General features: G+C 71.2%; 21 protein-coding genes and 3 tRNA genes. 15 read left to right on the plus strand and 9 right to left on the minus strand.

The window, feature by feature from the left end:
• The first annotated feature begins 7 nt into the window (after positions 1-7).
• Together KV100_RS16840 and KV100_RS16845 are read left to right on the plus strand one after the other, a co-directional pair.
• Positions 8-523 carry a hypothetical protein gene (locus KV100_RS16840; protein ID WP_220344255.1) on the plus strand — a complete coding sequence of 172 codons (516 nt, stop codon included), beginning with the start codon at positions 8-10 and terminating at the stop codon, positions 521-523.
• A 62-nt stretch (positions 524-585) separates the two neighbouring features.
• Positions 586-658, plus strand: a tRNA-Asn gene (locus KV100_RS16845).
• 67 nt (positions 659-725) lie between these two features.
• Here the strand turns inward: KV100_RS16845 and KV100_RS16850 are convergent.
• On the minus strand, positions 726-1,481 hold the full coding sequence (locus KV100_RS16850) for a PIG-L deacetylase family protein (RefSeq protein ID WP_220344256.1): 756 nt from the start codon (positions 1,479-1,481) through the stop codon (positions 726-728).
• Between the two features lie 64 nt (positions 1,482-1,545).
• Here KV100_RS16850 and KV100_RS16855 point away from each other — a divergent pair.
• Both KV100_RS16855 and KV100_RS16860 read left to right on the plus strand, forming a co-directional pair.
• Positions 1,546-1,620: transfer RNA gene (locus KV100_RS16855), tRNA-Ile, on the plus strand.
• A 95-nt stretch (positions 1,621-1,715) separates the two neighbouring features.
• Positions 1,716-1,982 carry a hypothetical protein gene (locus tag KV100_RS16860; RefSeq protein ID WP_220344257.1) on the plus strand — a complete coding sequence of 89 codons (267 nt, stop codon included), beginning with the start codon at positions 1,716-1,718 and terminating at the stop codon, positions 1,980-1,982.
• An 18-nt stretch (positions 1,983-2,000) separates the two neighbouring features.
• Here the strand turns inward: KV100_RS16860 and KV100_RS16865 are convergent, their stop codons facing one another.
• Complete coding sequence (locus tag KV100_RS16865) at positions 2,001-2,666, minus strand: SDR family oxidoreductase (RefSeq protein WP_220344258.1); 666 nt, start codon at positions 2,664-2,666, stop codon at positions 2,001-2,003.
• A 161-nt stretch (positions 2,667-2,827) separates the two neighbouring features.
• Between KV100_RS16865 and KV100_RS16870 the strand changes: the two genes are divergently transcribed.
• A complete protein-coding gene (locus tag KV100_RS16870; RefSeq protein WP_220344259.1) occupies positions 2,828-3,325 on the plus strand; it encodes a DUF3145 domain-containing protein in 498 nt (165 codons plus the stop codon).
• A gap of 11 nt (positions 3,326-3,336) precedes the next feature.
• Here the strand turns inward: KV100_RS16870 and KV100_RS16875 are convergent, their stop codons facing one another.
• The 3 genes from KV100_RS16875 to KV100_RS16885 form a co-directional block, all read right to left on the minus strand.
• A complete protein-coding gene (locus KV100_RS16875; protein WP_220344260.1) occupies positions 3,337-3,882 on the minus strand; it encodes a hypothetical protein in 546 nt (181 codons plus the stop codon).
• Positions 3,883-3,962: 80 nt separating this feature from the next.
• Positions 3,963-4,220, minus strand: a complete 258-nt coding sequence (locus KV100_RS16880) for an acyl carrier protein (RefSeq protein WP_220344261.1) — start codon at positions 4,218-4,220, stop codon at positions 3,963-3,965.
• A 365-nt stretch (positions 4,221-4,585) separates the two neighbouring features.
• Positions 4,586-5,779, minus strand: a complete 1,194-nt coding sequence (locus tag KV100_RS16885; RefSeq protein WP_308291465.1) for a helix-turn-helix domain-containing protein — start codon at positions 5,777-5,779, stop codon at positions 4,586-4,588.
• A gap of 77 nt (positions 5,780-5,856) precedes the next feature.
• Between KV100_RS16885 and KV100_RS16890 the strand changes: the two genes are divergently transcribed.
• On the plus strand, positions 5,857-6,852 hold the full coding sequence (locus KV100_RS16890; RefSeq protein ID WP_220344263.1) for an alpha/beta fold hydrolase: 996 nt from the start codon (positions 5,857-5,859) through the stop codon (positions 6,850-6,852).
• Positions 6,853-6,885: 33 nt separating this feature from the next.
• On the opposite strand, the gene KV100_RS16895 is transcribed toward KV100_RS16890, so the two are convergent.
• The gene (locus KV100_RS16895) at positions 6,886-7,989 is read right to left on the minus strand and encodes a phosphatase PAP2 family protein (protein WP_220344264.1); all 1,104 of its coding nucleotides are present in this window, start codon (positions 7,987-7,989) and stop codon (positions 6,886-6,888) included.
• Between the two features lie 161 nt (positions 7,990-8,150).
• The gene (gene aceE, locus KV100_RS16900; RefSeq protein ID WP_220344265.1) at positions 8,151-10,913 is read right to left on the minus strand and encodes a pyruvate dehydrogenase (acetyl-transferring), homodimeric type; all 2,763 of its coding nucleotides are present in this window, start codon (positions 10,911-10,913) and stop codon (positions 8,151-8,153) included.
• A 250-nt stretch (positions 10,914-11,163) separates the two neighbouring features.
• On the opposite strand from aceE, the gene KV100_RS16905 reads away from it, so the two are divergent.
• From KV100_RS16905 to KV100_RS16940, 8 genes are all read left to right on the plus strand, one after another.
• Entirely contained in the window at positions 11,164-11,583 is a 420-nt protein-coding gene (locus tag KV100_RS16905) for a DUF3052 domain-containing protein (RefSeq protein WP_220344266.1), read from the plus strand.
• 117 nt (positions 11,584-11,700) lie between these two features.
• Positions 11,701-13,326: an AMP-binding protein gene (locus tag KV100_RS16910; protein ID WP_220344267.1), complete on the plus strand. Its 1,626-nt coding sequence runs from the start codon at positions 11,701-11,703 to the stop codon at positions 13,324-13,326.
• A gap of 9 nt (positions 13,327-13,335) precedes the next feature.
• A complete protein-coding gene (locus tag KV100_RS16915; protein WP_220344268.1) occupies positions 13,336-13,797 on the plus strand; it encodes a peroxiredoxin in 462 nt (153 codons plus the stop codon).
• A gap of 130 nt (positions 13,798-13,927) precedes the next feature.
• Positions 13,928-14,002, plus strand: a tRNA-Val gene (locus tag KV100_RS16920).
• Positions 14,003-14,278: 276 nt separating this feature from the next.
• Positions 14,279-15,793: a hypothetical protein gene (locus KV100_RS16925; RefSeq protein ID WP_220344269.1), complete on the plus strand. Its 1,515-nt coding sequence runs from the start codon at positions 14,279-14,281 to the stop codon at positions 15,791-15,793.
• Between the two features lie 10 nt (positions 15,794-15,803).
• Entirely contained in the window at positions 15,804-16,955 is a 1,152-nt protein-coding gene (locus KV100_RS16930; RefSeq protein ID WP_220344270.1) for a Nif3-like dinuclear metal center hexameric protein, read from the plus strand.
• Complete coding sequence (locus tag KV100_RS20250) at positions 16,925-17,767, plus strand: zinc ribbon domain-containing protein (protein ID WP_220344271.1); 843 nt, start codon at positions 16,925-16,927, stop codon at positions 17,765-17,767. The genes KV100_RS16930 and KV100_RS20250 overlap by 31 nt, the downstream gene beginning before the upstream one ends.
• Positions 17,764-18,912, plus strand: a complete 1,149-nt coding sequence (locus tag KV100_RS16940) for a bifunctional RNase H/acid phosphatase (protein WP_220344272.1) — start codon at positions 17,764-17,766, stop codon at positions 18,910-18,912. The genes KV100_RS20250 and KV100_RS16940 overlap by 4 nt, the downstream gene beginning before the upstream one ends.
• A 149-nt stretch (positions 18,913-19,061) precedes the next feature.
• Here the strand turns inward: KV100_RS16940 and yaaA are convergent, their stop codons facing one another.
• The gene (gene yaaA / locus KV100_RS16945) at positions 19,062-19,823 is read right to left on the minus strand and encodes a peroxide stress protein YaaA (protein WP_220344273.1); all 762 of its coding nucleotides are present in this window, start codon (positions 19,821-19,823) and stop codon (positions 19,062-19,064) included.
• Positions 19,824-19,900: 77 nt separating this feature from the next.
• Between yaaA and KV100_RS16950 the strand changes: the two genes are divergently transcribed.
• Complete coding sequence (locus KV100_RS16950) at positions 19,901-21,343, plus strand: RNB domain-containing ribonuclease (RefSeq protein ID WP_220344274.1); 1,443 nt, start codon at positions 19,901-19,903, stop codon at positions 21,341-21,343.
• A gap of 19 nt (positions 21,344-21,362) precedes the next feature.
• Here the strand turns inward: KV100_RS16950 and KV100_RS16955 are convergent, their stop codons facing one another.
• On the minus strand, positions 21,363-21,944 hold the full coding sequence (locus tag KV100_RS16955; protein WP_220344275.1) for a TMEM165/GDT1 family protein: 582 nt from the start codon (positions 21,942-21,944) through the stop codon (positions 21,363-21,365).
• Between the last annotated feature and the right edge of the window lie 198 nt (positions 21,945-22,142).

Consider the following 22,142-nt stretch of genomic DNA (forward strand, 5'->3'; position numbering starts at 1 on the left):
GGGGGACATGGCCCCCACCCTGCCCCGCCAGGTCCGCCGTGACATCGCCCGCGAGCACGGTGAGCGGGTGCTCGCTGCCCAGCAAGACCTACGTGGCGCCTGGCAGCTGGGCACGGACGCCGCCCTGCACCTCGACCTCGGTGACGGTGACCGGCGGCGCATCCCGTGGGAGCGGGTGGAGTCGCTCGCGTGGGACGCCGAGGCGTCCACCGTCACCGTCCTCACCGCGGACGAGGGAGCCCTGCGACGCGACGTCGTCACCTTGGAAGGGTCGGGGCGGCTGGTCGAGCTGGCCCGGGAGCGCGTCGATGCGAGCATCCTCGCTCGCGCGCACCAGAGGGTCGGTGACGGTCGCGACGCGGTGACGGTGGTGGCGCGGCGATCCCCGACCCGGCAGGGTCCGGTCACCTTCTCCTACCTGCTCGACCGGGGCCTCTCCTCCGAGGACGCCGCGGTCAAGGAGGCGACCGCCCGAGCGCTGGCGGTGGTGCGTTCCGACCTCGGGCTCGCGTCCGACGACTGACGACCCCGGTTTGGGCGGCCCGCGACGTGCTTGGTAGGCTAGCGGTCGCGCCTTCGGGGCGTTCCCCTGTAGCTCAATTGGCAGAGCAGCCGGCTGTTAACCGGCAGGTTACTGGTTCGAGTCCAGTCGGGGGAGCAAGCAGCGGCCTGACAGGCGGAGACTTCCGCAGTCAGGCCGCTTTCTCGTGTCCCGGAGCCTCCGGTCAGTCGTCGTCGGGGAACCCCAGGGAGAACACCTCGAACGACGCCGCATACCGGGTGCCCATGAGGGCGCCGGCCGGCTCGGCCATGCTCCCCAGGAATGCCGCCGGGTCGAAGTCCACCCAGCCGAGCCCGTCCAGATAGGCCTGGTGCGCTCGCAACGACGCCACACCGGCATCGAAGGTGTCGGTGATGTCGACGCCGTGGCGAGCGCCCGGCGAGCCAGACACCCAGACCTGACGCACGCCTCCCCAGGGTTCCAGCCCTGGCTCGGGGAAGACCCAGCGGTTGCCGGCGTCTCGCACCGCGTCGAGGGTCGCCCGCCCGACGGCGATGTGGTCTGCCTGGTTCAGGATGCCGTTGGGGAAGAACTGGTCGAAGTTGCCGGTGATCACGATCTCCGGTCGGTGGGTCCGGACCATCTGGGCGATCAGACGACGCAGCGGCACGCCGTACTCGATCGTCCCGTCAGGGAGACCGAGGAACTCGACGGTGTCGACGCCCACGATCCGGGCGGACTCGATCTCCTCGGCGGTCCGGACCTCTTTCGTGGTCTCGGGCTCCATGCCGTCGATGCCCGCCTCGCCCGCGGTCGCCATGCAGTAGACGACACGTTTGCCCTGACCGGTCCAGCGCGCCACGGCGGCGGCTGCGCCGAACTCCATGTCGTCGGGGTGGGCCACGACGGCGAGCGCGGTTGACCAGCTCTCGTCGAGCGGTTCGAGCGCCTGCGGAACGTCGCGCTGGAGGTCTGTCATCCCGCGATCGTAGGCCCATCCGGGCTGTTCGCGCCCTCCCTCGCCGCACTAGGCTGTCCTTCCCGGGGCGGTAGCTCAGCCGGTTAGAGCAGCGGACTCATAATCCGTCAGGTCGTGGGTTCGAGCCCCACCCGCCCCACGTGCGACGCGAGGGTGGTGCGCCAACACGCCCGACGTCCGCGCGTGACCACGCGGCCCCGAGATGGGCCCTCACCCTGCCGGAGGACGCGATCCATGTCGAACGAACCGACCGCTGCAGGCACGGCTCTGGTCTATGCCGTCTCGTCGGCCAGCACGAGCATCCAGACCGCCATGGCCGAGGTGTCGGTTCGCCTGCAGGACACCGTCGCCGCCGAGGGCGGCGGAGAGATCGTCGCGGTGAGCCACGACGTGACCGTCGTCGGGTCCGGTGATGACGACAGCAGCATGCGGGTCGCCTTCACCGGCAAGAGCCGGCCGCGCGAGTACGTCGTCTCCGCCATCGCGACGATCCGCAGCTGAGGCCGGACGGAGACCTCGTCAGACCGGCGGGCCCGGCGGCAGCGAGGCCAACGCCTCGTCGATCGGGACGTCACCCCCGATGAGCTCGAAGGTGGTGCGTGCTGTGGACGGCGCCTCGAGCACCGCCACCAGGACCGCTGCGACGTCCGCCCGCGGGATCGTGCCGCGTCCCACGTGGTCGCCCACCGCGACCCGGCCCGTGCCGGGATCGTCGGTGAGCCCGCCGGGACGCACGATCGTCCAGTCGAGACCGCTCTCTCGAACGGCGTCGTCGGCCTGGCCCTTGGCGGCGAGATAGACCTGGAAGACGTCGTCACTGTCGGGATCGCCCTCGCCCGCGCCCATCGACGACACCACGACGAAGCGGTAGGCACCTGCGAGCTGCGCTCCCGCCGCCAGGAGGACAGCAGCGTCGCGGTCGACCGCCCACTTGCGCTCGATGGTCGAGCCGGGCCCGGCGCCCGCGGCGAAGACGGCGGCGTCGCATCCCGTGAGGGCCTCGGCGACCTGCGTCGCGGTGCTGTGCTCGAGGTCGAGGACCGCGGGCGTCGCCCCGGTGGCGCGGACGTCGTCGGACTGCTCGGGCTTGCGGATGAGGCTCACGGCCTCGTGACCGGCTGCCGTGAGCTGGCGGGCCAGCAGCAGGGCGATCTTGCCGTGTCCTCCGGCGATGGCGACCTTCACAGGATCCTCCTTCGAGCGTGGGACGGTTCCATCCGATCCTTGCACGCGGAGCGGCACGACCCACAACAGGCGTGGTGCGTCGCCCCCCGATGCGGCACAATGAGGGGAGTGCCTGCCGTCGAGGACGTTGGGGAAGGCGGATCTCGATCCAGGAGGCACTGATGAGCAACGCCACCCGGGGTGTTCTGTACGTTCACTCCGCACCGTCGGCGATGTGCCCACACGTCGAGTGGGCGGTCGCAGGCGTCGTCGGCATGCCCGCGACCTTGGCGTGGTCGCCGCAGCCGGCCGAGCAGGGCACCTACCGCTGCGAGCTGTCCTGGCAGGGGCCGGTCGGTCTCGCGGCCACGCTCACGTCGACCCTGCGCAGCTGGGACCGGTTGCGCTTCGAGGTCACCGAGGAGGCGACAGCGCGCAGCGAGGGCATGCGGTTCTCGTCCACGCCGTCGCTGGGCGTCTTCCACGCGGCGATCGGCCTCCACGGCGACATCATGGTCCCCGAAGAGCGGCTGAAGGCGGCGATGGCCAAGGCCGAGCTGGGGGCCGCGGCACTCGAGGAGGAGGTGGCGCTGCTTCTCGGTCGTCCGTGGGACGACGAGCTCGAGGCGTTCCGGTACGCCGGGGACGGGGCGCCGGTTCGCTGGCTGCACGTCGGCTGAGTGCCTCCCGCTCAGCCGATCTCTACCGTCGCGGACGGGGACGAGAAGCCGTCACCAACCGCACGGAACTCCCAACGCCCTGACCGGCTCGTCACGATCCAGGTCGAGAACGTTCCGCCCTTGCGGGTCTCGAGGCGGACCGGGAAGTCCGACCACCCGCCGCCGTCGCCCTTGCGCTGGATGGTCAGGGTGGCGCCTGCTCCGAGGCCGGGTGCGCGGCCTCGGAACTCGATGCGCTCCCCGGGTCTGACCCGGCTGCTGCTGGCGCGGAACGCGGGCTCCTTCTTCGGTTTCGGAGTCGCCTCGGGCGTCGCGCTGGGCGCGGTCGGCGCGGGTGTCGTCGGCTCCGTGTCCGGTGCGCTGGGCGTGGTGGTGGGAGAACTTGCGGCCGGCTCCGCCGGAGCGTCGTCCGCCTTGAACCCCAGCGCCCGCATCGCGGAGGCACCCGCGATCCCCATGAGGAGCCCGATCGTGATCCCTGCCGCGACGAGCCCGAGCACGATCTTGAGGACAAGACGATTGCGCGCGCCGTCCGCCGTCTCCCTGCTGAGATCCATCAAGGCCCTTCCTCGGTGATCGGTCTCCATCATGACAAACGACACGGGGGACCACACACGGGGCCGTCGGGAGGGGTGCGTCAGGAGGAGGCGAGACGCCGCTCGACGTAGGCGACCGCGTCCCCGACCGTACGCAACGTCGCGAGGTCGGCGTCGGGGATACGCACACCGAGACGCTCTTCGATGGCGAGCGCCAGCTGGACCAGGGACAGCGAGTCGAGACCGAGGTCCTCGGTGAACGACGACGACGGGTTGAGCGGAGCCGTGGTCGATCCGGGAGCGATCTGCTCGAGGATCGCGGCGAGCTCGTCGATCACGGGGACGTGGGGCGCGTGCATGGTGACCTCAGGGGTTCGGGTGGCACCGGCACGAGACGCCGGTCGGGATCGTCGGCCGCGCCCGGTGCGGACGCGGCCGACGACTCTACAAAGGCGACCCCCCCACGCCCCAGCGAGGTGTGGTCGTTGCGCGACTCGTCATCGTCGGCGTACGGCGATGGACGACCCCCGTTGTGGCCGCTCTCGCGGCCGCCGCGCCATGCCCCGCTCCCTGGTCGCCGGGCCGGTCCGAGCCGCGTAGGTCGGATTCCCTGCGATGTCGGTCGCGAATGGCATTTCGCGAGCACGAGACCAAGACTGCCTGCCAGAAACTCTGACCACGAAGAAGACTCGACCCAAAATTGCGGGAGTCGGTTGTGGGGTTCCTACAACGACGGACGTGGTCGCGTCTCGTCGGGGACCGACAGCAGCCCGCCCAGCGTGAGACCGACCCGCAGCGTGTAGGCGCCGCGAGGGTTGAGCGGGTCGAGCCCGGTCGCGTCGCGGACCTTCCGGAGGCGGTAGCGGACGGTGTTGGGGTGGACGAACAAGCGGCGCGCGGCGGCCTCCACGGACGCTCCCTGCTCGAGGAACGTCGCCAACGTCCCGTGGAGCGTGGGATCGGTGCCGGACAGCCGCGTGTGGACCATGTCGACCAGCGCCCGCCGGGCATGGCCGTCGCCGGCCAGCGACCGCTCGACCAAGAGGTCGTCGGCGTGCACCGGCCGCGGCGCACCCGCCCAGCCGCGAGCAGCACGGAGTCCGGCGAGCGCGGCCCTCGCCGAGCGGTGCGCGTGGGCGATGTGGTCGACCACAGGGCCGACGACGAGAGCGCCGGGGCCGAACGCGTCGGCCACCGCCTCCGCTGCGTGCTCGAGATCAGCCACGTCGCCGAGGAGGACGACGAGCCGCTCGAGCTGCACGGAGGTCAACGTCGACATCCCCGCCACCCGAGCCCGACGGCGAACCTCCTCTTCGACGCCCTCGTCACCGGCACCTGCGGGGGGCGGTGCGGCACCGACGAGCACGGTCACGCCGCCCTCTGCCTCCCATCCCAGGGCCGCTGCTCGAGACCGGATGACCTCCTCGGGCTCGCCGCGGACCACGGCGTCGACGACCAGCGCCTCCATCCGCGCGTCCCACTGCCCGCGCGACTCCGCTGCGCGGGCATAGACGTCTGCGGTCGCGAACGCCACCTCCCGCGCGTAGGCCGAGACCTGCCGGCGCACCTCCTGGGCCTGGTCGGCCGAGAACAGGTCGTCGATGTGGCGCTCGATGACCTCGATCGTCGTCTTGACCATCGACACCGTCTGGTGGAGTGTGACGTGGCGCGTCAGCTCCCGCGGCGCTGCGCCGAACACCGAGCCCGTCACGTCGAGAGCCGACGTGCCGGTGCGCATCCACTCGGCGCACTGGGCGATCCCGGCGTGCGCGATCAGGGAGATCCACGACCGGTGCTCGGCGTCGAGCTCGTGGAACCACCGGAGCTCGCGCTCCATCGTCGCGATCGCGGCCGTCGTCAGATCGCCGGATGCCTTGTCCAGCACCTGCGCGTAGTCCTCGTGAGTCCCGGCGGTCACAGGGCCCAGACTAGGTGCAGGACGGCTCATCGGCCGGTATCGTGGCTCCACTTCCCCCGGCGCCGAGGAGCTGCTCGATGAACGGACTCAGCCCAGGTTCGCTGGAGACGCGGTTCGTCAGGCTGCACGGCTACCGCCGCGCGTACCGGATCACCGGTGAAGGGCCCGCGCTGCTGCTCCTGCACGGGTTGGGCTGCGACTCGACGACGTGGTTGCCGGTGGCCGAACGGTTGGCCGAACGCTTCACCGTGGTGATCCCCGACCTCCTGGGCCATGGCGAGTCCGACAAGCCACGGGCCGACTACTCGCTGGGCGGCTACGCCAACGGCATGCGCGACCTCCTGACCTATCTCGAGATCGATCGCGTCACGGTCGTCGGTCACAGCCTCGGCGGAGGTGTGGCCATGCAGTTCGCCTACCAGTATCCCGACCGGACCGAGCGGATCTGCCTCGTCGCCACGGGCGGGCTCGGCACCGAGGTGTCGCCGCTGATCAGGCTGATCACCGTCCCGGGAGCGGGCGTGGGTCTCGGGCTGGCCACGATCCCACCGCTGCGGGTGCCGGTCCGCGTCGCGCTCCGCACGCTCGCCCGGACGGGTCTTCCCTACACCCGCGACCTCGACGAGGCCGCCGACATCTACGAGTCGCTCAGCGACCCCGGTGCCCGCGCCGCCGTGCGCGCCGTCACGAGTCACGTCGTCGACTGGCGCGGTCAGCGCATCACCATGAAGGACCGCGCCTACCTCGCCGAGGTGATTCCGCTCTGCCTGGTGTGGGGTGCCGGTGACTCCGTCATCCCGTCCCGGCACGCGCTCGCCGCCCAGAGACGGTCGCCCCACACGATCGTGGAGCTGTTCCCCGACTCCGGACACTTCCCGCACAAGGATCAGCCGGAGCTGTTCGTCGACGTGCTCACGCGGTTCGTCGACGGAGCACCGCCCGCGAGGTTCCGCCCGCGGCGGTGGGGGGCCACGCTCAGGGACGGAGCGCAGACCGAGGGCCCGCAGGACTCTGTCGGGGCTGCGGCGAGCATCGTCGAGCTCACCACCGACGACCTCGGCGTCGCCGGCTGACACGCCGGCGCGCGCCGCCCCGCGCGTACGCCGTCAGACCGACGAGGAGTGGAGGGCGGCCTTCTGAGCTTTGCGCTCGCGACTGCGTGTCTTGCGGTAGCCCCAGTTGCCGGTAACCGCAGCGCCGATCGCGATCGACAGGACGGCGATGACGACGCCACCGATGTCGTCGGCGACGTAGTGCCAGCCGAAGTAGATCGTGGCCAGCACGGTGCCTGTGAAGTAGATCCACAGGCCGCGCATCAGCCACTTGTTGATCCCGATGATGGCGAAGAAGAGGCACGCGGTCAGGACGACGGAGACGTGGAGTGAGGCGAACCCGGCGATGCCGTGGATCTTCTCGGTCGCCCACGGGTCGCTCAGGACGTCGTAGCGTGCGTGCGCCAGCGATCGTTGCAGCGCCGCCACCCCGCTGTCGCCAGGCAGGTCGGCGAAGAGCGACTGGTTGGCGAAGACCGGTCCGAGCGTCGGCACGAGGTAGTAGCTGCCGACGCCGAGGATCCAGTTGAGGCTGAGCGCCGTCGCGTACCACGCGCCGAGCGAGAGGTCCTTGTTGAGGACGAGCACCGCCGCGAGCGACACCGGCGTCAGCATCAGGTAGGAGACGTAGATCGTTGACAGGATCAGCGCGATGAACCCCGTGCCGAGGACGTCGTGCAGGACAAGTGCCGGGTAGTGACCGAAGAAGAGCCAGTGGTCCATCTTCATCAGGTCGGCGTCGTGGAGCACCTCCTCGCGCACGATCGGCAGGAAGCTCTTGAGGTTGCGATAGCTGACGTAGGAGATGTAGAAGGCGATCAGGCCGAGCGCGGCATGGATGAGCCGGCTCCAGCTCCACTCCGTGCGGACGATCGTCGTGACGCGGGACCGCAGGCCCCGAAGACTCCTGGTCTGCAGGAACGCCTGGACGGCGAGGCCGCCGCCGATGAAGAGCAGCCCGAGCATCGGCAGCCGGACGTAGGCCGGCCCGAGGAAGCCCTCCGGGTCCCGCATCGGCAGGTCGAGGTAGTAGGACGCCCAGATGGTGAAACCGCCCACGGCGATCGAGAAGGCGACCAGGAAGGTGTAGGGCCAGCGCAGGATGCGGACCCACGTCGGGGTCCGTCGCAGCGCCGGCGGTGTCGCGGTCTCGACCATGACCGGACCACCCCTCGCTCTCGAGCTCGTGGACCCTGCCGTGGCGCTGTCCGGCGTCGAATCGTCACGGGGGGCCATGGGGACATCTTAGAGGACGGGGGGTTGGCCCCCGGCAACCAATTTGTGTGCCGGGGGTCACCACCGCGTCCGTGCCGCCGCCCTCAGGCGTCGCTGCCCTCCTGGGGGACGTCGGCGACCGCGGTCGGATCATCGAGCCGGAACCGTGCGTACGCCTCTGCCGCCGTCTCGGCCTTGACCTCGCCGTTGGCGGCCAGGGCCTCGAGGACGCCGACCACGATCGACGCGGTGTCGATCTGGAAGAACCGCCGCGCGGCAGCCCGGGTGTCAGCGAAGCCGAACCCGTCCGCGCCGAGGGACGTCCACGGCTGGGGCACCCAGCGGGCGATCTGGTCGGGGACGGCACGCATGTAGTCGGTCACCGCCAACACCGGGCCGTGGGCATCGGCCAGCGCCCTGGTGACGTACGGCGTCGCAGGCTCGTCTCCGGGGGCGTTGAAGGTCGCCCGCTCTGCAGCGTCGGCGTCACGGGCGAGCTCGTTCCACGACGTCACCGACCAGACGTGGGCTCGGACGTCGTACTCCTCGGCGAGGATCCGCTGCGCCTCCAGCGCCCACGGCACGGCGACGCCGGAAGCGAGGATCTGCGCCTGCGGGGTCCCCTCGCCACGCTCGGGTGCCTCGCGGTAGCGGTACATCCCCTTCAGCAGCGCGTCCACATCGAGGCCCTCGGGCTCGGCGGGCTGGACGATGGGCTCGTTGTAGACGGTGAGGTAGTAGAAGATGTTCTCGCCGTGCGGGTGGTCCTCGGTGGAGCCGTACATCCGCTCCATGCCGTTCTGGACGATGCGGCTGATCTCGAACCCGAACGCCGGGTCGTAGTGCACAGCCGCGGGGTTGGTGCGGGCGAGCAGCGGCGAGTGGCCGTCGGCGTGCTGCAGTCCCTCGCCCGTCAGGGTGGTCCGACCGGCGGTCGCGCCGATCAGGAAGCCTTTCGAGAGCTGGTCGGCCATCGCCCACAGCGAGTCGCCGGTGCGCTGGAACCCGAACATCGAGTAGAAGATGTAGACCGGGATCATGGGCTCGCCGTGGGTCGAGTACGCCGATCCGGCGGCGGTCATCGAGGCGACGGCGCCGGCCTCGCTGATGCCCTCGTGAAGGAGCTGGCCGGACGTCGACTCCTTGTAGGCCAGCAGGATCTTGCGGTCGACCGACTCGTACGACTGCCCGTGCGGGTTGTAGACCTTGGCCGTCGGGAACATCGAGTCCATGCCGAACGTCCGGAACTCGTCCGGCGCGATCGGCACGACGCGCGAGCCCACACCCTTGTCGCGCATGAGGTTGCGCAGCAGGCGGACGAAGGCCATCGTCGTCGCGACCGGCTGGTTGCCGGACCCGCCCCGCAGCTCGGCGTACGTCGCGTCGCCGGGCAGCTCGAGCGGCTTGGCCCGGACGACGCGCTTGGGCAGCGACCCGCCGAGCTGACGGCGACGCTCCCGCATGTACTGCATCTCGTCGGAGTCCTCGCCCGGGTGGTAGAACGGCGCGAGCTCGGACCCGTCGATCTCCTCGTCGCTGATCGGCAGGTAGAGCCGGTCGCGGAACTTCTTGAGGTCGGCCTTGGTGAGCTTCTTCATCTGGTGGGTCGCGTTGCGGCCCTCGAGCGCGTCGATCGTCCAGCCCTTGATGGTCTGCGCGAGGATCACCGTCGGCTGCCCGGTGTGGTTCATCGCCGCATCGAAGGCGGAGAAGACCTTGCGGTAGTCGTGACCACCGCGCGGCAGCTTGGAGATCTGGTCGTCGGTGAGGTGCTCCACCATCTTGAGCAGCCGCGGGTCGGCCCCGAAGAAGTGGTCGCGCGTGTAGGCGCCGTCCTCCATCGAGTAGGTCTGGAACTGCCCGTCGGGCGTACGGTTCATCTGGTTGACCAGGACGCCGTCGACGTCACGGGCCAGAAGGTCGTCCCACTCGCGACCCCAGATGACCTTGACGACGTTCCAGCCGGCGCCGCGGAAGGTCGACTCGAGCTCCTGGATGATCTTGCCGTTGCCTCGGACCGGCCCGTCGAGCTGCTGCAGGTTGCAGTTGATGACGAACGTGAGGTTGTCGAGCTCCTCCCGGGCGGCGAGTCCGATCGCGCCCAGGGACTCGGGCTCGCCCATCTCGCCGTCGCCGAGGAACGCCCACACGCGCTGCTCGCTGGTGTCCTTGATGCCGCGGTTCTGGAGGTAGCGGTTGAACCGCGCCTGATAGATCGAGTTGAGTGCCGCCAACCCCATCGAGACGGTCGGGAACTCCCAGAAGTCGGGCATCAGCCGGGGGTGCGGGTAGGACGCGAGCCCCTTGCCCGGACCATGGCTGACCTCCTGGCGGAACTTGGCGAGCTGCTCGGCGGTCAGGCGACCCTCGAGGAACGCGCGGGCATAGATGCCGGGGGAGGCGTGGCCCTGGATGAAGACCTGGTCGCCGCCGCCCGGGTGGTCCTTGCCGCGGAAGAAGTGGTTGAAGCCGACCTCGTACAGGCTGGCTGCGGACTGGTACGTCGCGATGTGCCCGCCGACGCCCAGGCCCTCTCGATTGGCCCGCGAGACCATCACGGCGGCATTCCACCGGATGTAGGCGCGGATGCGTCGCTCGACGTCCTCGTCTCCGGGGAACCAGGGCTCGCGCTCGGGCGGGATCGAGTTGATGTAGTCGGTGCTGGTGAGAGCGGGGACCCCGACCTGCTTCTCCCGGGCCCGCTCGAGCAGGCGCAGCATCATGTAGCGCGCGCGTCCGCGGCCCCGTCCCTCGACCATCTCGTCGAAGGACTCGAGCCACTCTGTGGTCTCGTCCGGGTCGATGTCGGGAAGCTGGGACGGGAGGCCCTCGTGGATGACGGGGGGCCGGTCGGATGACTGGGCCACTTCGAATCCTTTTCTCGCGAGATCGCGACTGCGCCGGATGTGGGCAGCAACGCTGTCGACGGCTCCAGGTGGGTCGCCTGCCGTCCGCCGTCCATCTTTCCACTGCGTTCCAGTACCCGCGAGTAGCCGCCCCTCCGGGCGGACCTAAGGGCTCTGCGGAGCGCTCCCTGCCCCACCTTCGCCGAGAGCCGCTAGTGTGTGGCGCCTAGGCAGGAAGAAGCCTGGGAACACATCACTTGGGGAGGCATCGGTGAGCGCCACCGCGCAGGACGCGGACCGTCCGGGGCATGGGGACCGTCTGGGCTTCAAGCCCGACATGGTGGTCCAGGAGCTCGGTTGGGACGAGGACGTCGACGACGCGCTTCGTGAAGCGATCGAGAGTCGCATCGGCAGCGAGATGGTGGACGGCGACTACGGCGAGGTCGTGGACGGTGTCGTGCTCTGGTGGAGGGACGACGACGGCGACCTGGCCGACGCGTTGATGGACTCGCTCCAAGACCTTGCCGAGGGCGGGACCGTATGGCTCCTGACGCCCAAGGTCGGCCGACCCGGGTACGTCGACAACGGGGACATCGCCGAGGCAGCTCCGATCGCAGGGCTGTCGACCACGACGACCGCGTCGGCAGGCCCTGACTGGGCCGCGACGAAGCTGTCCACCCACAAGCGCTGACTCGTCGCGCCGGGTGGCGCGAAGCCGGGTGGCCGACGCCGGAGGAGCGCGGGTTCTCCTTGGTGTAACTCATGGTTACACTAAGGGCCACGTGCCCCCGACTTCCGAGGTACCACCATGACGAACCAGCTCCGCGGACCGGGCCAGCACCCCGCCGCTGCATCCGCGCTGACTCTCGCCTCCCTCGCCACGTGCGGCGTCGTCCGACCGTACGGTCCCCGTGCCCTCGTCGGCGTCGGGCGGGCCCTGGCCCGCTGGGGCACCGGTCTGGCCGGCGGCTACGCCTCGCTCGCCGCGCGGACCCCCAACGCCGTCGCCATCCACGACGATCTCGGGTCCATCACCTTCGCCGATCTCGGTGCCCAGGCCAACGCGTTCGCCCGTGCGCTGTCCGACCTGGGCGTCGGCGAGGGCGACGGCGTCGCGCTGATGGCTCGCAACCACCGCTGGTTCGTGATCACCGCCATCGCCGTCGCGCGGCTCGGCGCCGACGTCCTCTATCTCAACACCGCGTTCTCCGGCCCTCAGGTGCGCGAGCTGCTCGAGCGCGAGAAGCCGGCGGCGATCGTCCACGACGACGAGTTCTCCGACGTCGTGGCGTCGGCACCCTCGGACGCAGCCCGCGTCGTCGCCTGGGCCGACGTTCCTGGTCCGGGCACCGTCGGATCGCTTGTCAGCACCCGTCCCGGCACCGACCTGCCGGCCCCGCGGCGCGAGGGCCGCTCCGTGATCCTCACCTCGGGCACGACCGGAGCGCCGAAGGGCGCGGCCAGGGGGTCCGGCTCGCTCAGCGCCGGAGCCGCGCTGCTGTCCCGCATCCCGCTCCGCGCGCGGATGACCGTCCACGTGGCGGCCCCGCTGTTCCACACCTGGGGATGGGGCCACCTCAACCTCGCGATGCTCCTCGGGTCCACGCTCGTCCTACGACGCCGCTTCACACCGCGTGACTTCCTCGACACCCTGGCCCGGACCCGGTCCGACGCGGCGGTGGTCATCCCGGTGATGCTGCAGCGCGCGCTCCAGCTGCCGAAGGAAGAGCTCGACTCCTACGACCTGAGCGCACTCACGATCGTCGCGGCCAGCGGCTCGTCGCTTCCCGGCGACCTCGCGACCGCGTGGATGGACCAGTACGGCGACAACCTCTACAACACCTACGGCTCGACCGAGTGCGCGTGGGTGACGATCGCGCAACCCGCCGAGATGCGCGCGCACCCCGGCACGGCGGGTGCACCACCGATCGCGACGGTGATCGCCCTCTACGACACCGAGGGGCGTCCGGCGACCGGCTCGAGCGGACGCATCTTCGTCCGCAACGGCCTGCCGTTCGAGGGGTACACGCACGGCGGCGGCAAGGAGGTCGTCGACGGTCTGATGTCGACCGGCGACGTCGGCACCATCCGCGACGGTCTGCTCTTCGTCGAGGGCCGTGACGACGAGATGATCGTCTCCGGCGGGGAGAACGTCTATCCGCAAGAGGTCGAGAACTGTCTCGCGAGGCACCCGGCCGTCCTGGAGGTCGCCGTCGTCGGCGTGGAGGACGTCGACTTCGGGCACCGCCTGCTGGCCTGGGTCGCCCTGCGGCCGGGGCACGACGTGACCGAGGACGACCTCAAGCTCCACGTGCGCGAGCGTCTCGCTCGGTACAAGGTCCCGCGCGAAGTACGCTTCCTGCACGAGCTGCCGCGCAACGCGACGGGCAAGATCCTGAAGCGCCGGCTGACCCACACCGACGAGAGCGAGTGACTTCCCTCCATGACGATCGAGATCGGGACCACGGCCCCTGACTTCACCCTCAAGAACCAGCACGGCGAGGAGGTCTCCCTCTCGGCGCTCCGCGGCAAGAAGACGCTGCTCGTCTTCTATCCGTTCGCGTTCAGCGGGATCTGCTCCGGCGAGCTGTGCGAGCTGCGCGACAACCTCGCTGCGTTCAACGAGCTCGATGCCGACGTGCTGGCGATCTCGTGCGACCCGATGTTCGCTCTGCGGGCCTTCTCCGAGAAGGACGGGCTCACGTTCTCGCTGCTGAGCGACTTCTGGCCGCACGGTGCGGTCGCGACCTCGTACGGGGTCTTCGACGCCGACCGTGGGTGTGCGCTGCGAGGCAGCTTCCTGGTCGACGAGGAGGGTGTCGTGCGGTGGAAGATCGAGAACGGACTTCCCGACGCGCGCGACCTTGCCGGCTACCTCGGCGCACTGCAGGAAATCTCTGCATGATCCTGCCGCGCAGACCCGGATCTGTGCAAGACTGATGAGCGCGTGGCCGCTGGTGACCCGAGACGCCAGCGGCCACGCCTCTGTCTTCATCCAGGGCGCCATCCGATACTCTGGAGCGCCGCGCGGCGTCGGGCGCATAGCTCAGCGGTAGAGCACCTCGCTTACAACGAGGCGGTCGGGGGTTCGATCCCCTCTGCGCCCACCACGAATCCCACGAGAGTCGCGTTGCCTGTGTGCGCAGGGCTCTCGTCGTGCGCGCAGCCTGATGCCACGTATTAGCGGTCGTGTCGCGGGGTCGCGGCGGTTATGGTCGGAGACGCCGCACACTGTCACCAGGGGGAGACGTGCCCGACTTTATGCCTGCCGCGACCGTCACTGACGTCACGGCGCCGCTCGCGATCACGGGGTGGGACATCGGGGTGGTGATCGAGTACTGAGCGCGCAGGCTCGTGGGGCGGACGCACCGGCGATGTGGTCGACGGTGCGTCGTGCTGTCCACCGGATCGAGAGGCGACGTGGCGCGGTCCTCGTCGCGGTGCTGGCGCTCACGACCGCGTTCCGCCTGCCGTACCTGTGGGCGCCGCTGTCCTCGGACGAGGGCGGGTTCCTTCTCGTCGCCCACCAGTGGGGGACGACGGACGGTTCGCTGTACGGCAACCAGTGGGTCGACCGTCCTCCCGGCCTGATCCTCCTCTTCGGCTTCGCCGATCTGCTCTCCGGCTCCCTCGGAGACCGGGTCGCACTCCGCCTGGTGGCGCTGGTGCTCGCCCTCGTCGCGGTCGCCGCCGCCTGGTACGCGGGACGAGCTGTCGGCGGCACGCGCGGCGCGCTGGCCGCCGCGCTGGTGATGTGCGCGGTGACCTCCACCCCGGCGTTCAGCGGGCCGCGCATGGCCACGGTGTTCCCGGCGGTCGTCTTCGCCGCGGTCACCGTCGCGCTCGCGCTCGCCGCGGCGTACGAGGTGACGTCTCCACGGGTGCGCGCGGCGCTCGCGGCCGGGGCGGGTGTCACCGGCGTGGTGGCCGTGCTGATGAAGCAGAACGTCGTCGACGGACTGGTCTTCGCCGCGGTGCTCTGGGCGTTGAGCGGTCGCCGTGGCTGGAAGCTGGCGGCGGCGGGCGCGGCCGGTGCCTCGCTGCCGCTCCTCGCCACGCTCGTCTGGGCGGTGACCGGACCCGGCCTCGGGGGGTTCTGGGAGGCGATGTACGGCTTCCGCGAGCAGGCGGCGGAGGTCATCATCAGCTCGAGCTCCGTCGCGCCCGAGCTGCGGATGCGCCTCTTCGTGCTCGCCCTCGTGGGAACGGGTGCGTTCCTCCTCGGTGTCCTGACCGTGTGGGGGGCGGTCCGCGAACGCCGCCGGCCGGTCGCGGTCGCCACCCTCGCGGTCCTGGCCTGCGCCGTTGTCGGGATCGTCGGCGGTGGGTCCTGGTGGCGCCACTACGCGCTCCAGCTCGCGCTCCCGCTGGCCCTCGGTGCGGCGCTCGCCGTGCGCAGCGGGCTCCTGCGCACCACGCGTGTGGCCGTCGCCCTGGCCCTCGTGGCCACGTTCGTGGCCGTGGCGTGGCGAACTCCCGCAGCGCTCGAGGGCCGGCCGACGAGCGGCACGGCCGTGGGGGAGTGGATCGGCGAGCGGACCGAGCCCGGCGACGCGGGCCTGGTCGCCTACGGCTCGCCGCAGGTCCTGCGGGTCGCAGGGCTGTTCGCGCCGTACCCCTACTCGTGGAGCCTGCCCGTCCGCGTCCTCGACCCCGATCTCGACGAGATGACGGCGCTGCTGGCCGGCCCCGAGGCGCCGGAGTGGCTGGTGGAGATGGGGTCTTTCACCTGGTGGGGGATCGACACCGACGCGTTCAACCGGGTCGTCTCGACGCGATACCGCGAGGTCGCCGACGTCTGCGGGCACCGCGTCTACCTGCGTTCCGACGTCGAGCGCGACGTCGGGTCGGCGACGTCGTGGTGTCCTGCGCTGTACGGACGGACCACGCCGTGGCCGTAGGCTGACGGGCGTGAGCGACCTGCGAGTCCACGACGTCATCGCCCTCCTCGACAGGTGGTACCCACCGGGTCACGCCGACTCCTGGGACGCGGTCGGGACGTCGGTCGGTGATCCCGACGCCCCGCTGCGTCGGATCCTGCTCGCGGTCGATCCCGTACGCGCGGTGGTCGACGAGGCGATCGCCTTCGAGGCCGACCTCGTCGTCACGCACCACCCGCTCCTGCTCAAGGGCGTGCACTCGGTCGCGGCCACGACCCCGAAGGGCCGGGTCGTCACGGACCTCGTACGCCACGGCATCACGCTGCACACCTGCCACACCAACGCCGACTCGCCGGCGCTCGGGGTCTCCGACTCGCTCGCCCGTGCACTCGGGCTCACCGACCTCAGGCCGCTGGACGCCGATCCGGTCGAACCGCTCGACGCGTGGGTGGTCTACGTTCCCCGCGACGCCGCCGCTGCGGTCGCCTCCGCGATGCACGACGCGGGCGCGGGGTCGGTCGGCGACTACGACCGGTGCCAGTTCGTCAGCGACGGGACGGGGTCGTTCCGGCCTGGGGAGGGGGCGGCACCGGCGATCGGGGAGGTCGGTGCGGTCGAGCACGTCGCGGAGACCCGCGTCGAGATGGTCGCTGCCCGACGGCTGCGCGAAGCCGTGCTGGCCGCTGCGCTCGCGGCCCACCCGTACGAGGAGGTCGCCTACACCGTCACCGAGATCGCCGAGGTCCCCGATCCCGACCGGGGCAGCGGACGCGTGGGAATCCTCGCGGACCCGGTGCCGTTGGGCAGGTTCGCGACGCAGGTCCTCGAAGCGCTGCCTGCCCACCACAGCGCCGTGAGGGTCGCGGGCGATCCCGACGCGCCGGTGCGCACGGTCGCCGTCTGCGGCGGGTCCGGTGACTTCCTCCTGGACCGCGCGCGCTCGCTCGGCGTGGACGCGTACGTCACGTCCGACCTCAGGCACCATCCCGTCTCGGAGCTGCGCGAGCACGCCGACGCCCCCGCGGTCCTCGACGTGCCGCACTGGGCGGCCGAGTGGACCTGGCTGCCCGTGCTGGCCGAGCGGCTGCGAGGCTGGCTCGACGAGCGAGGGAGTACGGTTCAGGTCCAGGTCTCAACCGCCGTGACCGACCCGTGGACGTCGCACCTCGGGTGGTCGGAGTAATACGGTGGAGCACCTGCCATGTCCAGCGGTACGCACTCACCGGTCCGTACCCGTCAGAGGAGCCCACGCTGAAGGCTGACCCGTTCGACCAGCTTGCCCTGCTCGACGTCCAGAGTCTGGACTCGCAGCTCGCACGGCTCGCCCACCGCCGCAAGACCCTGCCCCAGGTCGCGACGCTCGAGCAGCTGCGCCGGGAGCGCGAGACGGTCCACGCGCGCAGCGTCCAGGCGCAGACCAGGGTGTCGGACCTCACGGCCGACCAGGCCAAGGCCGACCGCGAGGTCGCCAACGTCCGGGCACGGCGCGACCGCGACCAGACCCGGCTCGACTCGGGTCAGGTCGGCAGCCCCAAGGACCTGCAGCGGCTCCAGGACGAGATCGTCGCGCTCGACCGGCGCATCGGCTCGCTCGAGGACGACGAGCTCGAGGTGATGGAGGAGCTCGAGGCGGCCCAGAACGAGCTGGCCGCGGCAACCGGAGAGCTGGCCTCGATCGAGGCACGGATCGCCGACGAGCTCGGTGCTCTCCAGGAGTCGACAGCCGACCTCGACGCGGCGGCGGAGGCGCTGCGTGCCGAGCGCGGCCAGACGGTCGGACGTGTCTCCGACCCGTTGCTCGCGCTCTACGACAAGATCCGCGACACCCACGGCGGCGTCGGAGCCGCGGCCCTGCGCCACAAGCGGTGCGAGGGCTGCCGGCTCGAGATCAACGGTGCCGACCTTCGCGAGATCGCCGCCACGCCGAGCGACGTCGTGCTGCGCTGCCCGGAGTGCAACCGGATCCTCGTCCGGACCGGCGAGTCCGGGCTGTGACGGCGCCGCGTCGCGTCGTCATCGAGGCCGACGGAGGCTCGCGCGGCAACCCTGGCCCCGCGGCGTACGGTGCGGTCCTCCGTGATGCCGACACCGGGGCGGTCATCGCCCAGCGGGCGGAGACGATCGGGATCGCGACCAACAACGTCGCCGAGTACAGCGGGCTCATCGCCGGCCTCGAGCTCCTCGCCGAGCACGCCCCGGAGGCCGAGGTCGAGGTCCGGATGGACTCCAAGCTCGTGATCGAGCAGATGGCGGGCCGGTGGCGGGTCAAGCATCCCGACATGAAGCCGCTCGCCCTGCGGGCCCAGCAGCTCGCCCCGTTCGGCGTCGAGTGGACGTGGGTGCCGCGCGAGCGCAACAAGGCTGCGGACGCGATCCTCAACGACGCGCTCGACGAGGCGGCCGGCAAGCCCAAACGGCGCCGAGCGGCAGACCCGGCCCCCCAGGCCCCCGGGACGACGGCGACCGCTGCCCCGGCCGGGTCCCGCAACCCGATGGTCGGGTGGCGCGATCCGCTGGCCGACCCGCCGACCACGTTGACGCTGGTCCGCCACGGCGCCACCGACAGCACGCTCGCGAAGGTCTTCTCCGGGTCCGACGGCGCTGACCCCGGCCTGAACGACGTCGGCCGCGCCCAGGTCCACCGTGCGGCGGCGTACGTCTCCCGTGCCGACGCCGAGGCCGTCGACGTCGTCGTGAGCTCGCCGCTGCGTCGCTGCCGCGAGACCGCCGAGGTGCTGGCGAACGACCTCGGCGTCGAGGTCGTCGTGGAGCCCGGACTGGTCGAGGCGTCGTTCGGCGCGTGGGACGGCCTGACGTTCGCGCAGGTCCAGGAGCGCGACCCGGAGGCCCTCGACGCGTGGCTCGCCTCGACGTCCGTGGCGCCGCCGGGCGGTGAGTCGTACGACGACGTGTTTGCGCGCGTCCAGCGCTTGCAGCGTCGGCTCGTGGCGTCGTACGGCGGCAAGCACGTCGTGCTCGTGAGCCACGTGACGCCGATCAAGATGTTCGTCAGGCTGGCGCTCGACGCACCGATGCCGGTCATCCACCGGCTCGAGCTGCAGCCCGCGTCGGTGAGCACGGTGCGGGTCTGGCCGGACGGCATCTCGACCCTGCGCGCGTACGACGTCGTCCCCGTCTGACCGTCCCGCCCCCGGCTGGCCGTCCCTCCCCTCCCCGACAGGCCGTCCCCTCCCCGCTAGGCCGTCCCCTCCCCGCTGTGTGCAGTACGTCAAGGAATTGCGTACCGGATTCCTTGACCAACTGCACACAGCGCGGACGGAGCGGGGGGTCAGACCTCGGTCACGACGACGTCCAGGCGGCCCGCGTGCTGCTCGACGGTCCAGCCGAGGTCGCGCAGGTCGGCGGCGAGCGCGGACACCGTCGCCGGTGACGCGCCCTCGCGCAGGAGCGCCCGGACGATCCTGCCCTTGGTGGCCTTGTTGAAGTGGCTGACGACGCTCCGACGACCGTTCGACTCGTGCAGGACACGGACGGTCGCGACCCGGTCCTTCGGTCCGTGGGGTCGCCAGAGCGCGGCGTACGTCGAGGACCGGAGGTCGATCAGCAGACCGTCGCCGACCGCGTCGGCGACGACCGGCCCGAGCTCGTCGCGCCACTGGCTCGCGATGGTGCCCAGCCCGGGCAGCGTCACGTTGCCCGACAACCGATAGGCCGGGATGCGGTCCGTCGGACGGAGGAGCCCGAAGAGGCCGCTGGCGAAGGCCAGGCTGCGGCTGGCCCGCCGCCGTGCGGCCGGGTCCAGCGTGCCGAGGTCGAGCGCGGAGTACAGCACGCCGTCGTAGACGGCGTCGGCCCGCGCGGTCGGCTCGGTCCAGAGGCTCGCGTCGCGGGCGAGCGCGTCGGCCTGCGTCGGGCCGAGCCCGAGGACCGCAGCCGCGCGGGCAGGGTCCCGGGTGCACAGGTCCACGAGCGTGTCCGCGATCCGGCGACGGGTCGGCGTCAGCGTCGGGAAGGACAACGTGGAGAGATCGAGCGGGCGACCCCGCCGGGGGACGGACTTGCCTTCGGACGGCGGGAGGAGGACCAGCACCCACTGATCCTACGGAGCGGGCATCGGACCGATCGTGTCGGCCCGCGCGGGGATCGACCGCTCTCTAGGGTGGCGGCATGACCCGTGCGTACTACTCGGTCGACCCGTCCGCCGTGCCCGCCCTCGAGAGCCGCATCGACGCGGTCGCGCAGGAGCTGGGGATCGATGCGGCGTTCCCGCCCGCGGTCCTGGAGGAGGCAGCGACCTCGGCGGCCAGGGTCCAGCTCCCCGACCTCGACCGGACCGACCTGCCGCTCCTCACCATCGACCCACCCGGGGCCCGCGACCTCGACCAGGCGATGTTCATCGAGCGTCGCGGGGAGGGGTGGACCGTGCACTACGCGATCGCCGACGTCGCCTCGTACGTCGTCCCCGGCGGTGCGGTCGACGAGGAGGCGCACCGGCGCGGCCAGACGTTGTACGCCCCGACGCGACGGATCCCGCTCCACCCTGCGGTGCTGTCCGAGGATGCTGCGAGCCTGCTTCCCGACGTCGTGCGTCCCGCCGTGCTCTGGTCGATCGACCTCGACGCCGCGGGCCGTCAGGTCGGCGTCGCGGTGACGCGCGCACGGGTCCGCAGCACGGCCCAGCTCGACTACGACGGCGTGCAGGCCCAGGTGGTGGCCGGTTCAGGCCCGGAGACGCTGACGCTGCTGCGTGAGGTGGGGGAGCGGCGACAGGCGCTGGAGGCCGAACGGGGCGGTGTGAGCCTCCCGTTGCCCTCGCAGGAGATCGACCGCGCGGAGGACGGCTCGTGGTCCTTGACGTTCCGCGAGCCGGTGCCGGCGGAGGGGTGGAACGAGCAGATCTCGCTTCTCACCGGGATGGCGGCGGCCGGTCTCATGCTGGAGGCGGGAGTCGGGCTGGTGCGCACGCTGCCGCCCGCGGACGAGCGAGCGGTCGGGCGGTTGAAGAGGGCGGCGCGTGGGCTCGAGGTCCCGTGGCCCGAGGCGATGTCGTACCCCGACTTCGTCCGGACCCTCGATCCGGCGAACCCCCGGCACGTCGCGATGCTCGAGGCGTGCACGGGCCTGCTGCGCGGGGCGGACTACGCCGCGTTCGACGGGGCGCCGCCGGACTACGCCGAGCACAGCGCGATCGCGGCGCCGTACGCCCACGCGACGGCGCCGCTGCGGCGGCTCGCGGACCGCTACGTGAGCGAGGTGTGCCTCGCGGTCAGTGCGGGCGTGGACGTGCCCGAGTGGGTACGGGCCGGGCTTCCGAGGCTGCCCGCGGTGATGGCGGGGACCGGCCGCGTCGCCTCGTCGTTCGACCGAGCGGTGCTCGACCTGGTGGAGGCCGTCGTGCTGGCCGACGCCGTCGGACGCACGTTCACCGGCACGGTGATCGACGCCGACGACAAGGATCCGACTCGCGGGACGGCCCTCCTCGACGACCCTGCGGTCGAGGCTCCGGTCGCGGCGGACGTGCCGCTGCCCCTGGGTGAGCCCGTACGGCTGACCTTGGAGCGGGCCGACGTCGATGCGCGCTCCGTACGCTTCCGGTGGGACGGGCCGTGACAGGAACCCGTGGGCTGCCTCAGAGCCGGCCGGCGCCTTCCGCGACGAGCCACAGCCCGAAGACCGCGAACAACGCCGACGCGCCGTAGCGGATGGCCTTCTCCGGCAGCTGCTTGCCGATCCAGGCGCCGAGCAGGATCGCGAGCGCGTCGGCGGCGACCATGCCCACCGTGCTGCCGACCCACGTGCCGAACCAGTCCTCCTGCGTGGCGAGCGTGATGGTCGCGAGCATCGTCTTGTCACCGAGCTCGGCGAGGAAGAACGCCCCGCCGACGGCCCACACCGCGGACCCGCTGCTGCGGGTGGCCTTCTCCCGCTCGTCGGCGCTGAGCTCGTCGCCGCGCAGGGTCCAGGCGGCGAAGAAGAGGAACGCCAGACCGGCGGCGAGGGTGATCCACTGCTGCGCATCCGCGAACGCCTCACCGACCCAGAACCCGATGCCCACCGAGAGGAGGTGGACGACCGCGGTGGCGACCGTGATGCCGATCAGCACGTCGCGGGGTCGGTAGCGGGTGGCGAACGTCATCGCCATCAGCTGGCTCTTGTCGCCGAGCTCGGCCACGAAGATGACCGCGGTGCTCAGCAAGAACGCGTACAGCATGAGAAGGGCTCCTCGGCACCTGGTCGAGGAGCCTCGAGGGAGTCCCTTCGACCAGGCACGTCCATAGGGTCGTGTCGCTGGCCGAAAGTCTCGTCCGCGCCGCGCGAGGCGACGCCGTCCGTACCGGACCCGGAGGTCAGTGTGTCGACACGGATGTTGGGGACTACTCCCTTTCGCTCCACCCAGCGTACGGCGGGC

This window comes from Mumia sp. zg.B21 (assembly GCF_019550855.1).
Lineage (GTDB): Bacteria > Actinomycetota > Actinomycetes > Propionibacteriales > Nocardioidaceae > Mumia.

What these genes read in the sequence shown, in the direction of transcription:
- KV100_RS16910 (WP_220344267.1), top strand. Translation starts at nt 11,701, where the DNA reads ATGACGAACCAGCTCCGCGGACCGGGCCAGCACCCCGCCGCTGCATCC.
- KV100_RS16890 (WP_220344263.1), top strand. Translation starts at nt 5,857, where the DNA reads ATGAACGGACTCAGCCCAGGTTCGCTGGAGACGCGGTTCGTCAGGCTG.
- KV100_RS16860 (WP_220344257.1), top strand. Translation starts at nt 1,716, where the DNA reads ATGTCGAACGAACCGACCGCTGCAGGCACGGCTCTGGTCTATGCCGTC.
- KV100_RS16870 (WP_220344259.1), top strand. Translation starts at nt 2,828, where the DNA reads ATGAGCAACGCCACCCGGGGTGTTCTGTACGTTCACTCCGCACCGTCG.
- KV100_RS16955 (WP_220344275.1), bottom strand. Translation starts at nt 21,944, where the DNA reads ATGCTGTACGCGTTCTTGCTGAGCACCGCGGTCATCTTCGTGGCCGAG.
- KV100_RS16950 (WP_220344274.1), top strand. Translation starts at nt 19,901, where the DNA reads ATGACCCGTGCGTACTACTCGGTCGACCCGTCCGCCGTGCCCGCCCTC.
- KV100_RS16895 (WP_220344264.1), bottom strand. Translation starts at nt 7,989, where the DNA reads ATGGTCGAGACCGCGACACCGCCGGCGCTGCGACGGACCCCGACGTGG.
- KV100_RS16840 (WP_220344255.1), top strand. Translation starts at nt 8, where the DNA reads ATGGCCCCCACCCTGCCCCGCCAGGTCCGCCGTGACATCGCCCGCGAG.
- KV100_RS16880 (WP_220344261.1), bottom strand. Translation starts at nt 4,220, where the DNA reads ATGCACGCGCCCCACGTCCCCGTGATCGACGAGCTCGCCGCGATCCTC.
- KV100_RS16875 (WP_220344260.1), bottom strand. Translation starts at nt 3,882, where the DNA reads ATGGATCTCAGCAGGGAGACGGCGGACGGCGCGCGCAATCGTCTTGTC.
- KV100_RS16915 (WP_220344268.1), top strand. Translation starts at nt 13,336, where the DNA reads ATGACGATCGAGATCGGGACCACGGCCCCTGACTTCACCCTCAAGAAC.
- KV100_RS16850 (WP_220344256.1), bottom strand. Translation starts at nt 1,481, where the DNA reads ATGACAGACCTCCAGCGCGACGTTCCGCAGGCGCTCGAACCGCTCGAC.